Here is a 14,926-nt window from a genome sequence, read left to right on the forward strand (position 1 = left end):
GCCCATGGACTACGAACTGGATGTCGACCCGGCCCTCGCGGCTGCCGTTCTCGAGATCGAGAAGCACCAGGCGAGCGTCGGCTGGGACCAGCCTGCGCGCCTGTACGCCCTCGTCGACACCGCGCGCCTGGTCGCGCGCGAGCCGGCGCTGGCCGCCCAACTCGGTCTCGACGCGCCCGCCGAGCAGGGCTCGCTGACGCCGGTCGAGCAGGACGAGCTGCCGCCGGGGCAGGAGCTCGAGGCGGTGCTGCCGGGCATCGCCTGGCCCGACGTGGTGTCCGGCTGCGCGGCCGTGGTGGAGCGGCTGGTGCTGCCTCCGGCCGCCGACAGCCAGGTGCCCGACGACCCGGAGGCGGCGCGTGAGTTCGCGCGCGAGCACCCGGATGCCGAGGACGTGCGCATCGTCGTGGGCGTGACCCGCCACGGCGCGGCGTACTGCGCGCTGCGGATGCGCAGCGAGGACCACGACAGCGCAGTCATGGGAGGCCCCGACCTGGTGCCGGGGCTGGTCGAGCTGTTGCGCAACACACTGCTGGACGACGCGGAGGACGACGCCTGATGAGTGAACTGTTCGACGAGGAGCCCGAGCGTCCCGCACCCGAGCGGCCGGGACGCCGTACCCGCGCGCTCGTCATCACCGGCATCGTGCTGGTGGTCGGCTTCTTCCTGCTCAGCGCCTTCGCCGGCATCTACACCGACCGGCTCTGGTACGGCGAGGTCGGCTACACGCAGGTCTTCAACAAGCTGCTGTGGACCAAGATCGGCCTCTTCCTCGCGTTCGGCGCGATCATGGGCGGGGTCGTCGCGCTCAACATGTTCCTCGCCTTCCGCAGCCGGCCGATCTTCCGGATGCCCGGCACCGACGGCGTCGACCGCTACCGCGACGCGGTCACCCCGATCCGCAGCTGGCTGCTCGGCGGCGTCGCGCTCGTCGTCGGCATCTTCGCCGGCACCTCGGCGCTCGGGCAGTGGCGCACCTTCCTGCAGTGGCGCAACGCCGAGTCGTGGGGCAAGAAGGACGCCTACTTCCACAAGGACATCAGCTTCTTCGTCTTCGACCTGCCGTGGTGGCACTTCGTCGTCGACTTCGCGATGGCCGTCGCGGTCGTCGCGCTGATCGCGACCGCCGTCGTCCACTACCTGTACGGCGGCATCCGGCTCCAGGTCCAGCACGACCGGCTCACCCCGGCCGCGCAGGTGCAGCTCTCGGTGCTGCTCGGCGTCTTCGTGCTTGCCAAGTCGGTCGACTACTACCTCGACCGCTACGACCTGGTCGGCGACACCCACCGGATCTTCACCGGCATGAACTACGCCGGCCAGAACGCGCTGCTCCCGGCCCGCAACATCCTGGTCGGCGTCGCGCTCATCTGCGCGGTGCTCTTCTTCCTCAACATCTGGCGCAAGACCTGGCAGCTGCCCTCGGTCGGGCTCGCCCTGCTCGCGCTCTCCGCCGTCCTGCTCGGCATGATCTGGCCCGCCATCGTGCAGAACTTCCAGGTCAAGCCGTCCGAGGCCGACAAGGAGAGCAGCTACATCCAGGCCAATATCGAGGCCACCCGGGAGGCCTACGGGCTCAGCGGCGTCGAGACCGAGGAGTTCCAGGGGACGCCGACGGCGCAGGCGACGAAAGACGACGCCAAGACGGTCAATGACCAGCTCATCAAAGCGCCGGTGGTCGACCCGCAGCAGGTCCGCGACACCTTCCAGCAGCGCCAGCAGATCCGGTCCTACTACTCGGTGCCGACCGTTCTCGACGTCGACCGCTACACCCTGAACGGCAAGAAGGTGCCGCTGGTGCTGGGCGTGCGTGAGCTCGACCAGGCCGGCATCCCGTCCTCGGACCAGAACTGGTCGAACCTGCACACCGTCTACACGCACGGTGAGGGCCTGATCGCGGCGTACGCCAACGAGATCGACACCGCCGACGACGCCAACGGGCGCATCGTGTGGGCGGAGGGCATCGGGAGCGGCGCCAGCGGTCGCAAGGACCTCACCGCCGCCGGCAAGTTCGAGACCCGCGTCTACTACGGCGAGCAGAGCCCGACGTACTCGATCGTCGGCAAGGCCAACAGCAAGGCCAACAACGTCGAGCTGGGGCTGGCCGACACCAACAGCCAGGACCCCAACGACACCCGCACGACGTACGACGGCAAGGGCGGCGTCAAGATCGGCGGCACGTTCAACCAGCTGATGTACGCGATCAAGTTCGGCGAGCCGAACTTCCTGCTGTCGGGGCGCGTCAACGGCAACTCGAAGGTGCTCTACAACCGCACGCCCACCGAGCGCGTCGAGAAGGTCGCGCCGTGGCTGACCGTCGACAGCGACCCCTACCCGGCGGTCGTCGACGGCCGGATCACGTGGATCCTCGACGGCTATACGACGACCGACCGCTACCCGAACTCCGAACGCGAGTCGTTCGCCGCGATGACCGACGACTCGTTGCAGCAGCAGACCGGCCTGCAGACGATCCCGACCGACGAGATCAACTACATGCGCTCGGCGGTCAAGGCCACCGTCGATGCCTACGACGGCACGGTCACGCTCTACCAGTGGGACGAGAGCGACCCGATCCTCAAGACGTGGATGAAGGTCTTCCCCGGCGTCGTGAAGCCCAAGAGCGCCATCGACGCGGAACTGCGCTCGCACCTGCGCTACCCCGAGGACCTGTTCAAGGTGCAGCGCTACCAGCTCGCGCGCTACCACGTGACCGACCCGGGCGACTTCTACCAGGGCAACAACCGCTGGGACGTCCCCGAGGACCCGAACGCCGCGCGCGCGGTCTTCCAGCCGCCGTACCGACTGTTCGCGACGGGGGCGGCCACGAGCACCGACAGTGACTGGTCGCTGACGTCGGTGTTCGTGCCGTACCGCAAGGGCACGCTGGCGTCTTACCTTCAGGTGAACTCGGATGCGACATCGGACAGCTTCGGCAAGCTGCGGCTGCTGGAGATGACCGACCAGAACTCCCCGGGGCCGGGTCAAGTCGTGAACCTGATGAAGCAGGACGGCAAGGTCACCTCGGCGCTGCAGAACCTCAACGTGCAGCGCGAGGCGCAGATCCGCTACGGCAATCTGCTGTCCCTGCCGGTCGATGGCGGGCTGATCTACGTCGAGCCGATCTATGTCGTCCGGTCGCAGGGAGCGGGGAGCTTCCCGATCCTGCAGTACGTCATCGTCAAGTACGGCGAGAACGTCGGCATCGGCGCGACGCTCCCGCTCGCGCTGGGCGATGCGCTCGGCGTCGACCTGGGCACGGGAGAGCCGCCCGGCACCCCGGGCACCGGGACCCCCGGCTCGCCGGGCAAGCCCGGCAAGCCGGAGAAGCCGGGACAGCCGTCCGGTTCGCTCGACCAGCAGATCGCCGCGAAGCTGCGTGAAGCCGACGACGCGTTCAAGGCTGCAGCAGCTGCGCAGAAGATCAATGACACGCAGGAGTGGGCGCGCCAGCTTGGCATCGCCCAGGCCGCGGTCCAGGAGGCGGTGCGACTCGCCGACACGCGTCCCGCGCAGTAGGGGAGCAGCCCCATGCTGCTGACCCTGGACCTGGTGGGGATCTTCGTCTTCGGGATCTCGGGCGGGCTGGTCGCCGTACGGAACCAGCTCGACATCGTCGGCGTCATCGTGCTCGCGATGGCGACCGGCCTGGGCGGCGGTGTGATCCGTGACCTGGTGATCGGCGCGGTGCCGCCGCCCGCCGTCGCGAACTGGCGCTACCTGCTGGTGCCGGTCGTGGCCGGGCTGGTGACCTTCACGCTCCATCCGGCCGTCGGCCGGCTGGAGCGCGTCATCAACGTCTTCGACGCCTTCGGCCTCGGCCTGTTCTGCGTCGCGGGCGCGCTCAAGGCCCAGGAGTACGGCCTCGGTCCCGTCCCCGCGGCCGCGCTCGGCATGGCGACCGGCGTCGGCGGCGGCATCATCCGCGACCTCCTCGTGGGCCGCGTCCCGGTGATCTTCCGGTACGGCGAGCTCTACGCCATCCCCGCCCTCGCCGGCGCCGCCATCGCCGCCACCGGCGCCGAGCTCGGCGTCGCGCACGGCGTGATCACGGTCCCCGCGGCGCTGGTCACGATCAGCTGGCGACTGCTCGCCGTACGGCGGGGGTGGCGGGCGCCGGTGCCGCGCCTGACCCCTCCGTCGCCGCCGTCCTAGGGGCTCGTGGGCGCGAAGGCGGCCCCGATTTGGCGGCCTTGGGGCGGTGGCGTAATGTTCTGTTCACCGACGCGGGGTGGAGCAGCTCGGTAGCTCGCTGGGCTCATAACCCAGAGGTCGCAGGTTCAAATCCTGCCCCCGCTACAAATGTGATGTCTCAGGACATCGGCGACAACGGACCTACGGAAACGTAGGTCCGTTGTTGTTTTTGGTGGGGCCGGGTGGTCGGCCGGTGCCCTGGTAGTTCTTGGCCGGGTCGAGGACGAGTTCGCGGAGGATCTCGCCGGTGGCGGCGTCGATGATGGTGATGTCGAGGTCCTGGACGAGCATCCGGACGTGGGTTCCTGCGTAGGTTCGCCCGACGCCGATGTGGTGCAGCCGGCCGTTGTGGCGCAGCGTCACGGTTCCGACGTGGTCGATCTTGTCGGTGCGGACGCGGTCGTGGGTCTCGCGGCTGCGGTCCTTGCTGGGGGTCGCCTTGGGACGGGCGGTGTAGGCGGCGGCGGGGGTCGAGCGGTGTTCCAGGGAGCGGTGCGGACGCCGCTGGTTGTACTCCTCGCGGAAGCTGTCCAGCAGGGTCTGCAGCTCGGTGAGGGTGGTCGGCTGGATGGGCTGGGCGCGCAGCCACTTCTTCATGGTCTGCTGGAACCGCTCGACCTTGCCGCAGGTGGTGGGGTGGTTGGGGCGGGAGTTCTTCTGCACGATCCCGCGAGCCCTTAGCTCGGTTTCGAGTTTTGTCCGCCCGCCTCGCCCGCCGGCGAAGCGGACGGTGAAGACCATCCCGTTGTCGGTCAGCGTGGATGCGGGGAACCCGTGCTGACCTGCGGTTTCGACGAAGGTGGTGTGCACGATCGTGGCCGTGACGCGGGGGTGGGCGCTGATGTGGAGTGCGTAGCGGGAGTGGTCGTCGAGCCAGGTCAGGACCTCGACGTCTTGACCGTTCCTGAGCTTGTAGTGGGTGAAGTCGGACTGCCAGGTCTCGTTCGGCTGCTCAGCCTCGAAGCGGATGTAGGACGACCGGGGACGCTTCGAGGGGGCCGGGGTGACGGTGCCGTGGCGGATCAGGATCCGGTTGATGGTGGCCCGGGACAGGGCCGTGGCGTGGTGGTGTTCCAAGTGCCAGCCGATGGTGTCGGCGCCGGCATCGAGTCCCTGCTCGGAGAGCTCTTTGCGCAGGGCCAAGACGAGCTGGACGGTGTCGTCGGGGGTCGCGTTCGGGACGTTGTGCGGTCGGCGGGAGCGAGGCTCGAACGCGGCTTCGCCGACCTCGTCATAGCGGGCCTTGAGCCGGTAGACCCAGGACCGGTGCACGCCGTACCGGGCAGCGACCTCGCTCGGGGACAGGTTCTCGGTGAGCAGAGCGGTGATGACCAGCCGGGCTTTCGACATGGCCGAGCATCAGCCAGCCGGCCCTTGTCCTCGATGTCTTGAGACATGGTGTCGCCGATGTCTTGAGACATCCGTCGCCGATGTCCTGAGCCAGCACACTGCCCCCGCTACAAAGTTCAGGCGCGGAACCTACGGGTTTCCGCGCCTGAAAGGTTTTTGGGACTTGATCACATGTCCATTTAGTGTCCACAAACCCTGTCCGGAAGCCCCTGAACGGACTCACCTCCGACGTGAGTACGGAGTCGCGCTGGTTGGCGCGGACTCGGACGGTCCGGCCGGCACACCTACCCGGCATGGACAGCACGGCACCCACCTTGAGCGGCCTCGAGCCGCTGATCTCGATCGAGGAACTCTCCGAGTACCTCAATGTGCCCACGCGAACGTTGCACGACTGGCGGTTGGCCGGTCGAGGCCCGCGTGCGGTTCATGTCGGTCGGCAACTGCGCTACTTCGTGACCGACGTCAACGAGTGGCTCCAGCAGCAGCGCGAGGATGTCACGGGTCGTGCTCCCGAGGGGCGGTGATCTGACATGGGAAGGCCGCGCACTCCGATCGGAACATTCGGTGATGTCACCTACGTCAAGATGCCCGGTGGCCGGGTTCGTGCCCGCACGCGCTACCGCGACGATGACGGCCAGGTTCGCCGCGTGTCTGCGACCGGTTCGTCGAACAAGGACGCCCTTCGCGCGCTGAAGGCGTCGCTTGCGCAGCGAGCCAGCCACGTCGCCACCGGCGAGATCACTGGCGACACCTCTTTCGCCAAACTCGTGGAGGTCTGGCTTGAGGACCTCGACCTGACGAACAAGCTCGCTCCCAGCACACGCGCGTTGTACGAGCGCAACATGCGTCAACTCGTGATGCCGGCTTTCGAGCACTACCTGTTGCGCGAGATCACCGTGCGCAAGGTCGACCAGTTCATCAAGACGCTGGCGACCACACGCAGCTACAGCATGGCCAAGCAGGCACGCACAGTGCTGAGTCTCGCGCTGGGATTGGCCGTGCGGTACGACGCCATCGTCAAGAACCCGGTGCGTGACACCACGAGGTTGCACAAGCCGCCGACGCAGGCGATGGCCCTCACGGCGACACAAGTCGAGAAGATCCGTGCAGCTGCGCGGAGCTGGCGCCGCGGCCCGGGCTTCACGGGACCGCCGCCTGATGGACAGCTCGAGCAGATCATCGAGGTCATGCTCGGCACGTCTGCCCGGATCGGCGAGGTGCTTGCGATCCGCAGGTGTGATGTCGACGTCACCAGTTCTCCGGCCACGGTCCGGCTCTGCGGAACGATCGTGTCGCCCTCGGGAAAGCCGACCCATCGACAAGCTCATCCCAAGACGATGAAGTCGACCAGGACGGTCTCGGTTCCGTCCTTCACCGCCGAGGTCCTGCGCGCACGGCTGGTCAAGATCGCGGCCGAGGATCCGGAGCTCTCTGTCGCGGTGGTGGTGGTCGCGGCCAAGACCTTCAGCTTGTTGGGGCCGCGACGTGGCTCGGTGGACTAAGAGCTCTACCCGCGGATCCAGGACAGCATCGACGAGGTTCCACGCACTCATCGGAGCGGGCCATCGATGGTTACCTACAAGCTGTCGACGATGCCGCCGCGCGCGTCTGGGCACTGCCGGACGACGCGGACGATGAGCTCCCCTTCGACTTGAGTTGATACCTCACTGGCGCGGGTGAAACGCCGGCCGTTCGTGCGAGCCGGTCGGCGTCGTTGTCCAACAGGTTCTTGGCGGCCTTGATCGAGGCGCGGAGACTCTGTCTATTGTAAAGCAAGTGTTGTACATTCAACAACGTACATAATTCGGATGTGACCCCGCTCCCGACCTACGGCACTCACTGCGGGGGTGCAATCCGTGTTGCCGCATCGTGACTGGCCAGGAGGAAGTGCATGGAAGGTCCACTCGGCATTGAGGATGGTCCGCGGATCGATGGGGTACTGGCGGTTGCTCAGCCCGGAGAGATGCGATGGCCGCTCTGTGGCAATTGGTCGCTTCCCTGGCACGCACACCTGCCACCTATCGCGTCGCGTACTCACCGGAGCAGGCAGCGGGCGGTGCGCGTCGTGGTGCCGCACTCTCGGTTGGTCGGCCCGGGAGTACGGAGTTTGGACCGCTAGACATGCGCACTCATCCAGACCTCTCTTCTCAGCCAGCGACACCTCGGGTTGCTCGCATCTGTCGGTACCCCGTCAAGGGACTTGGAGGAGAAGACCTCCCAGGTGTAGTCCTCGCCGCAGGCGGTGTTCCGTTCGACCGGGCGGTGGGGATTGCCACTGGCCAGATTCCTATGCAGCCGCGAGGGATCTGGACCACGTATGACGCCTTCTTCGCGTTGACCAAGAGCCCGGCACTCGGGATGATTCGGGCCCGATTGGTCGCCGACGCGCGGGGTGGTGTGCGAGGGAACGGGCAGGCCGAGCCGTCGTCGATGGGCGGCGGGCCGCTGTTGGCGGCCGACGGATCTGGCACGCTCGAGATCAGTCGCGCGGGCGAACTGATCGCTTCGGCCCCGGTGGTGGACGGCTTGGTGCAGTTGGCGGGAACGCCACGCGAATGGGTTGGCGAGCTCGACGAGGTGCACCCCTTGACCCTCGAGGAGGCCGGCGTGAGCCTGTGGGATGTCGAGACTGCTCAAGTGTCGATCGTCAACCTCGCCACTGTCCGTGCTCTCAGCGCCGCAGCTGGCGTCGACCTGGACCCGGATCGATTTCGCGCGAACGTGTACGTCGAAGGATGGGAGCCTTGGGCCGAGCTCAGCGTTGTCGGCAAGAGGATACGTATCGGCGATGCCGAACTGGAGATCTTCGCTCCTATCGAGAGGTGCCGCGCCACGAGCGCCCGACCAGGTGGCTCGGAATGGGATATCAACGTTCCGGCGTTGCTCGGTGCGCACGTTGGTCACGGGTCTTGCGGTGTCTATGCGCGAGTCTGCATCCCTGGAGATGTCCGGCCTGGTGACACCATCCGCGAGGTGTGCGGCGAGCATCGGCATCTCGAGGGCCCCGATTCCGACCTCATCTCTTCAGGTACGCCACGCGCAGCGACCGTTCTCAAGGCGCTCCCGTCGACCGAGGAGACCGTGTCCATCGAACTCGTCGACCCGTACGGGTTGCTTGAGCACGCCAGGCCGGGCCAGTATCTCCGTATCCACGGAGGCGATGCCGTCAGAGGGTGGCGCAACTACACGATCTCCGCGACATCCCCGTCCTCGGTGCGGATCACGATTCGGCGTGAGGCGGACGGACGGTTCTCGCCATGGGTGTGTGGTCTGGGAGCCGACGACCAGGTCCTGGTCTCCGGCCCTTACGGCGACGCTGTCCTCAGCGAAGGGACCACGCCGATCGCGATCGCCACCGCTGGTATCGGCATCACACCGGCGCTTCGGATCATGCAGCATCTGGCTTCCACGGGTTCAAGCCGGACAGTCTCGGTCATGCACGTGGCTCGCTCGCGGGATGCGGTCCCGCATTGGGGGGAGCTCGAGTCGGCCGCAGCAGCGCTGAGCGACTGCACGGTGACCCTGTTCCTGACCAGCGAGGATGTAGTTCCTATGGGGAGCTCGGTCCGCATGGGCCGGCCTGGTCGAGAGGACTTCAAGGCACAACTCAGCGGGGACGCCAGGCGCGACCCGGACATCTTTGTCTGTGGTCCCCAGACATTCGTCGCAGACGTCGTCGACGTGGCTCGAGATGCTGGCCTTGACGAGAGCCGCATCCACCGCGACCCGTTCTACTCTCCGCCCGACCCAATGCTGCAACGCCGGCCTGTCACTGACCCAGGGCCGTTCACCGTGCGGTGGGGCGGTGACGACAAGAGTCGGTGGACCCCGGCGAGCGGCGATCTCCTCCAGCTCGCCGAGCGTTCCGGTCGACGCGTGCCGTCCACGTGTCGGTCCGGAATCTGCGGAACGTGTGCCACCCCGGTGCAAGGAGACACGGCCTACCTGGTCGAACCGTTCGCCGAGGTGCCCGCCGGCTGCGTGCTGCTCTGCGTGGCAGTTCCGACCAGCGATCTCACGATCGAGGACCCGCACAAGGAATCTCAGTCTTAACGCGCGAAGCTCTCGACAAGCGTGGACCGGCGGCGTAATATATGCGACATATATAACACCTGGTGCACAGTCGGCGAGCGAAGGAACGATATGACCGCACGATCCAGAGGCAATGCTGCGAAGTCCTGTTTGACTGTCGGCGTCCTTGTTGCCGGGGTGTCGTTGACTGCCTGCTCTGGCTCCACGTCGGGCGACGCGCCCTTGCCGTCCGTGCGCCCCAGCGTCGTCGGGGAAGCTACCGGCTCGATGCCCAAGCTGAAGTGGGGTCTCCCCTACGGTGAGCCGAACACCATCGACCCACCGAACACTGCCTACTACAGCAGCGCGCTCGTTGCCATGAACCTGTGCGATCCGTTGCTTCGGCTGAATCCTGACTACAGCATCTCCGATGGGCTGGCGTCTCTCGAGACGCCCAATCCGACGACGCTGAGGCTCACTCTCCGCGAAGGGGTGAAGTTCTGGGACGGCAAGCCGCTGACGAGCGCGGATGTGGTCTGGAGCCTTGAGCACGCCCAGGCCAGCATCGTGGGATTCCTTTACCGCAACGTGAAATCGATCGTGGCCGTTGACGTCGCCACGGTTGACATCAACCTGACCCAGCCTGATGCGCTCCTCCCCAAGGAGCTCGCGTCGTTCGGTGCCGGTATTCAACAGAAGGCCTTCTCCGAGAAGGCAGGGCAGAAGCTTGGCTCGCCATCAACGGGTGTCATGTGCACGGGCGCGTTCGAGCTCGAATCATGGAAGCCGGGCGCGGGGATCACCCTCACCGCGAACCCGGACTACTGGGACGACGCGCATCGCGCCAGGGCGAAGTCCGTCACCCTGAGTTTCCTGACCGACTCCACCGCGCTTGCTCAAGCTCTCACAACAGGCGAGATCGACGGTGCGTACGAGGTTCCCGCCAGCGCCGTGCCCGCGCTCCGGTCGACGTCGGTGGGCAGGCTGACGCTCGGGTCGCCCAGCCAGCAGTACGTCGGTCTTTCGCCGATGAGGACCGACGGCCCGCTCGCGACGGCGGAGCTTCGCAAGGCGTTCTACATGACTATCAACCGTGCCGACATCGCGCGCGTCCCGTTCCACAACGCGGCGGAGCCCAACTACACCGCGATCAACACCGATGCGTGGGACAACCCGTCGACGGGCAGTGCCGGGCGGGACCTCTGGAGCGCCGCATACAAGCCCTTCGCTCAAGAGCGCAAGGACTGGGGCGGCAAGGCGGCAATCGCCGAGGCGGGCAAGCTCGCGAGGAGTGCTGGGTACGACGGCGCGCCCATCACGCTCGCCGTGCCTGCGGGTGACACCGCCCTCGGCCAGACCGCTCTGCTCATCCAGGAGAGCGCCAAGAAGGCTGGATTCATCGTGAAGATTCGATCACTCGATCCTGCCAGCTATTCCGCCGCGACGACCGACCCGGCGGCACGCAAGGACATTGACATGTATCTCAACCTCAGCTTCAACGTGGCGCCCGACCCTGCGGAAGCGGTGGAGACGTTCATGCCGGGCACCTACTTCAACTTCATTGGTTACGACAACGAAGACGTGACCCGATTGGTGAAGGATTCACGCTCAGCCACGGACCGAGTGACTGTTGCCAAGAGCCTCATCGCCGCTCAGGCCGAGTACGAGAAGAACTACGGCTTCCAGGCGTTGGTGCAGCTGTCGGAGATCAGCTTCCTACGCGAGGGCCTCGGTGGCATGACGACCTCGTTCGCTTACCTCAGCGGGCCGTCGTTGGCGGAGATCGGGCCTTCCAAGTGATCGATCTCGAAGTGCTCTCGGCTAGCGAGGTTCAGATGCCGCCTTTCGAGCTCAAGCCGACCAGCACCACAAGCCAACGCGAAGCCACCATGCCAGTGGCCGGTCTCAACACTGCGCACGCCGGCGTCTGGGAGTGCGAAGCGGGAACGTTCACCGCGGATCGGGCGGAGATGGCCGAGGTGTGCACGATCGTGTCGGGGCGGGCCATCATCGTCACCGAGGGCTCCTCGGATCATCACGAGGTCGGTCCGGGATCGCTGTTGGTGCTGCCACGAGGCTGGCGGGGGACCTGGGTCGTGACTGAAAAGATCCGCAAGACCTACGTGCTGCTCTCCGATGAGCATGTCCAGCCGAGGAGTAACTCATGACCATAACTGTCCCGACGGCCGTGCAGCTCGGCCGCACGGCCGAGCTGCTGGAGCGTAGCGACCTCGATGCCATCGTCGTGTCGTCAAGACAGGCGATGCGTCACCTGGCCAACCTCTACCTCCCGCACCTGTCCGTCCTTTCGCGGGAAGAGCAGATGTTCTTCATCTGCACGCGCCGTGGTGACCACCTCGTCATCGCGACGGAGTGGATGGAGCCCTACGCTGCCGAGAAGTCGCAGCTCCCCTGTGTCGCATGGGACTTCGGCGCCGACCCAATCGCCAGATTGGCATCCGAGCTGACCCGGCTCGGGGTGGCGTCCGGCGCCATCGGCATCGAGACGAAGCACGTCACCGTGGCCGACGCGCAACGGTACGGAGAACTGCTCCCCGGCGTGACGTGGCACGGAATCGATGACGAGCTCATGCTGAATCGTCAGATCAAGACACCCGATGAGATCCGGCTCATGGACGAGGTGGCAAAGGCCGGCGAGCGGGCCATGGTGGAGGCCATTGGCCGTGGCTGGGTGGGCATGACCGACCGGGAGTTCCAGATGGAACTCCGCGTTGCATCGATCAGGGAGGGTGTGGACGAGGTGGCTTGGCTTGCCCTCAACTGGGCGACCCTCGACCAGCGAACCGATCCCACCGATCGGCCCATCGAGCCGGGGCAAGTGTTCTCGATCGAGTTCGGGCTGTCGGTGGACGGCTACTACTCGGACCTTCAACGCACAGTGGCCGCCGGCGACGTCGCCGACGAGGTCGCATCCGTCTACCGCGATCTCATGCAGGTCCAGGACCGCACCATCGCGGCCATGCAACCAGGAGTGTCCGTGGGCGAGATGCATGCCAAGTTCGAGGCTGACATGGCGAACCGCGGCCTCACCATGTGGGACTGGTGGCTGGGCCACACTATGGGTCTGGACGTCCACGAGGGCGGCACGATCTGGCTGCGCGACGGTTCGGAGACCGTCTTCAGGCCAGGCATGGTCTTTGCGGTCGAGCCAGTTGTCACGACTCCGGCACTGCTTGCCATCGAGGACAATGTGGTCATCGAGGAGGCGGGACCCCGCCTGCTGTCCAACCAGTTCGACTGGTCGGAGATCGTTCGGCTCGGCGAGTCGGCGCCCACGCGGTAGCTCGGGCGCGTTTTGACCGCGCACTGATCTGTCCGGCGATCAGTCGACAGCTCAAACTGAACACGAAGGGAGGGTCCGTGAGGACGTACGCGTCATCGGTGGGAATGGGTCTGACAAATGGAGCCGTGTCTCACTGGTACCACCAGATCGGACTGCCGACGCCGTCGGGTTCGTTGCAGGAGGACATCGACGCCGACGTCTGCATCGTCGGAGGAGGTCTCACAGGTCTGTGGACCGCCTACTACCTCGCCAGGGCCGATCCGTCCTTGAGGATCGTCGTCCTCGAGGCCGAGTTCGTCGGGTTCGGAGCGTCGGGGCGCAATGGCGGCTGGCTCTCGGCGGAGCTCGCCGGAAGCCGATCGAACTACGCAGCAGGTCATGGTGGGGTCGAGGGCGCCAATCGGTTGGCGAGAGAGCTGTCTGCCTCGGTTGACGAAGTGATCGCGATGTGCGGCGAAGAGGGCATCGACGCCGACATCGTCAAGGGCGGCGTGGTGTTTGCGGCAACGTCTGCTGCGCAGCTCGCTCGCATGGAGGACGAGCTCGCAGCCCATGCGCAGAACCCCGACTCCTCAGTGCGACGCTTGGACGCGGCCGAGGTGCAGGCGCGGGTCCAGGTCGTGGGCGCACGTGGCGGTACCTTCGATCCGCAATGCGCGCGGGTGCAGCCGGCCAAGCTGGTGCAGGGCCTCGCGTCCGTCGTGCGCAACCTCGGGGTGTCCATCTACGAGCAGAGCCGAGTCGTGAGCCTGAGGGCCGGAAGCGCATCGACCGGCGAGGGATCGGTACGGGCTCCGATCGTCCTTCGGTGTCTTGAGGGCTACACGTCGTCGATTCCGGGTGAGCGACGTACGTGGCTCCCGATGAACTCTGCGATGATCGCGACACAACCGCTCGGTGCCAGTGTCTGGGAGGAGATCGGCTGGCAGGGTCGCGAGCTGCTGGGAGACTTCTCCAACGCCTACTTCTACGCCCAGCGAACCGCCGATGATCGGATAGCCATCGGTGGCCGCGGTATTCCCTATCGGTTCGGCTCACGTACCGATGTCGACGGACAGACGCAGGAGTGGACGATCCAATCACTTCGTGCTGTCCTGCACCGAACCTTCCCCGCGGTGAGTAGCGCTGAGATCGAGCACGCGTGGTGTGGCGTGCTCGCCGTGCCGCGTGACTGGTGCGCGAGCGTTTCCCTGGACCGGGCCACGGGCCTCGGCTGGGCAGGTGGATATGTCGGGAGCGGTCTGACCGCGACCAACCTGGCCGGCCGCACCCTCCGGGACCTGGTAATCGGTCACGACACGGACCTGACTTCGTTGCCGTGGACCAATCGAAAGGTCAAACGGTGGGAGCCCGAGCCCCTGCGCTGGCTCGGGGTCAGAGGGATGTATGGACTCTACCGGGAGGCTGACCGCCGCGAGGCCGCAGGCCTGAACGCTCCAAGCCGCCTGGCGCGGTTTGCTGACGCGATCTCAGGTCGCTGAGGCCATCTGCAGGAGTCCGATCCTTTCCAGCGCGTCGTGCAGCACGCTGACCTGGCGCTCTGGAGGCCAGTCGGCCCGATGCTCGACACATGACAACACGATGCCGTTGATGACGATCCGAAGCAGATCGACCAGCGGTTGGACCTGGCTCGACGGGACGAGCGGCGAGACGTGATTCTCGATGAGGCCTCTCATCTTCTGGTCCATCTGTGACGCGAGTTCGGCGGCGCTTTCGGCGTCCGAGATGAGGACGACGCGTGCTCGCTCTTGGACCCACCCGTTCTCGCTCAGGGGAAGCATCCACTCGAGCAGGATGCGAAGCCGCTCGATGGGCACCGCGTCTGCCTCCAGCTCTGGCAGCTCAGCGTCGTACTGCTCGAAGAAGCTTTCCGCGAGACCGGCCAGGAGGTGCTTGCGCGTCGGGTAGATGTGGGTCACCAGCGTGATCGAACCGCCAAGCTCGTCGGCTATTGCCTTGATCGTGAGCGCGCCAGGGCCCCGGTCGGCCAAGATCTTGATGGCGATGTGAGCGATGTCGAGCCGCCGTTGAACGGGGTCGAGGGGACGAGACACGGGTGACCTTTCGACACGT

General features: G+C 66.2%; 12 protein-coding genes and 1 tRNA gene. 11 read left to right on the forward strand and 2 right to left on the reverse strand.

Annotation, left to right across the window (positions count from 1 at the left end):
* The first annotated feature begins 4 nt into the window (after positions 1-4).
* From AB4880_RS02735 to AB4880_RS02750, 4 genes are all read left to right on the forward strand, one after another.
* Positions 5-559, forward strand: a complete 555-nt coding sequence (locus AB4880_RS02735; protein WP_367917663.1) for a PPA1309 family protein — start codon at positions 5-7, stop codon at positions 557-559.
* A complete protein-coding gene (locus tag AB4880_RS02740; RefSeq protein ID WP_367917664.1) occupies positions 559-3,513 on the forward strand; it encodes a UPF0182 family membrane protein in 2,955 nt (984 codons plus the stop codon). The genes AB4880_RS02735 and AB4880_RS02740 overlap by 1 nt, the downstream gene beginning before the upstream one ends.
* Before the next feature lie 12 nt (positions 3,514-3,525).
* Entirely contained in the window at positions 3,526-4,149 is a 624-nt protein-coding gene (locus AB4880_RS02745; protein WP_367917665.1) for a trimeric intracellular cation channel family protein, read from the forward strand.
* Positions 4,150-4,219: 70 nt separating this feature from the next.
* A tRNA-Met gene (locus tag AB4880_RS02750) sits at positions 4,220-4,293 on the forward strand.
* Between the two features lie 36 nt (positions 4,294-4,329).
* Here AB4880_RS02750 and AB4880_RS02755 read toward each other — a convergent pair.
* On the reverse strand, positions 4,330-5,538 hold the full coding sequence (locus tag AB4880_RS02755) for an IS481 family transposase (RefSeq protein ID WP_367917666.1): 1,209 nt from the start codon (positions 5,536-5,538) through the stop codon (positions 4,330-4,332).
* Between the two features lie 293 nt (positions 5,539-5,831).
* Here AB4880_RS02755 and AB4880_RS02760 point away from each other — a divergent pair, with 293 nt between their 5' ends.
* The 7 genes from AB4880_RS02760 (at position 5,832) to AB4880_RS02790 (ending at position 14,334) form a co-directional block, all read left to right on the forward strand.
* Positions 5,832-6,062 (forward strand): helix-turn-helix domain-containing protein, encoded by a 231-nt coding sequence (locus AB4880_RS02760; RefSeq protein ID WP_367917667.1) that lies wholly within the window; start codon positions 5,832-5,834, stop codon positions 6,060-6,062.
* Between the two features lie 6 nt (positions 6,063-6,068).
* A complete protein-coding gene (locus tag AB4880_RS02765; RefSeq protein ID WP_367917668.1) occupies positions 6,069-7,040 on the forward strand; it encodes a tyrosine-type recombinase/integrase in 972 nt (323 codons plus the stop codon).
* 760 nt (positions 7,041-7,800) lie between these two features.
* Positions 7,801-9,591, forward strand: a complete 1,791-nt coding sequence (locus AB4880_RS02770; protein ID WP_367917669.1) for an MOSC domain-containing protein — start codon at positions 7,801-7,803, stop codon at positions 9,589-9,591.
* 246 nt (positions 9,592-9,837) lie between these two features.
* Positions 9,838-11,349: an ABC transporter substrate-binding protein gene (locus tag AB4880_RS02775; protein ID WP_367917670.1), complete on the forward strand. Its 1,512-nt coding sequence runs from the start codon at positions 9,838-9,840 to the stop codon at positions 11,347-11,349.
* A complete protein-coding gene (locus AB4880_RS02780) occupies positions 11,346-11,717 on the forward strand; it encodes a cupin domain-containing protein (protein WP_367917671.1) in 372 nt (123 codons plus the stop codon). Before AB4880_RS02775 ends, AB4880_RS02780 begins: the two co-directional genes overlap by 4 nt.
* On the forward strand, positions 11,714-12,853 hold the full coding sequence (locus AB4880_RS02785; RefSeq protein ID WP_367917672.1) for a M24 family metallopeptidase: 1,140 nt from the start codon (positions 11,714-11,716) through the stop codon (positions 12,851-12,853). The genes AB4880_RS02780 and AB4880_RS02785 overlap by 4 nt, the downstream gene beginning before the upstream one ends.
* Before the next feature lie 125 nt (positions 12,854-12,978).
* Positions 12,979-14,334 (forward strand): NAD(P)/FAD-dependent oxidoreductase, encoded by a 1,356-nt coding sequence (locus AB4880_RS02790; RefSeq protein WP_367917673.1) that lies wholly within the window; start codon positions 12,979-12,981, stop codon positions 14,332-14,334.
* Here the strand turns inward: AB4880_RS02790 and AB4880_RS02795 are convergent.
* Positions 14,323-14,907, reverse strand: coding sequence for a TetR/AcrR family transcriptional regulator (locus tag AB4880_RS02795; protein ID WP_367917674.1), 585 nt, complete (start codon positions 14,905-14,907; stop codon positions 14,323-14,325). The genes AB4880_RS02790 and AB4880_RS02795 overlap by 12 nt on opposite strands.
* Positions 14,908-14,926 lie beyond the last annotated feature (19 nt).

The organism is Nocardioides ginsengisoli, from assembly GCF_039537225.1.
Classification (GTDB): domain Bacteria; phylum Actinomycetota; class Actinomycetes; order Propionibacteriales; family Nocardioidaceae; genus Nocardioides; species Nocardioides ginsengisoli.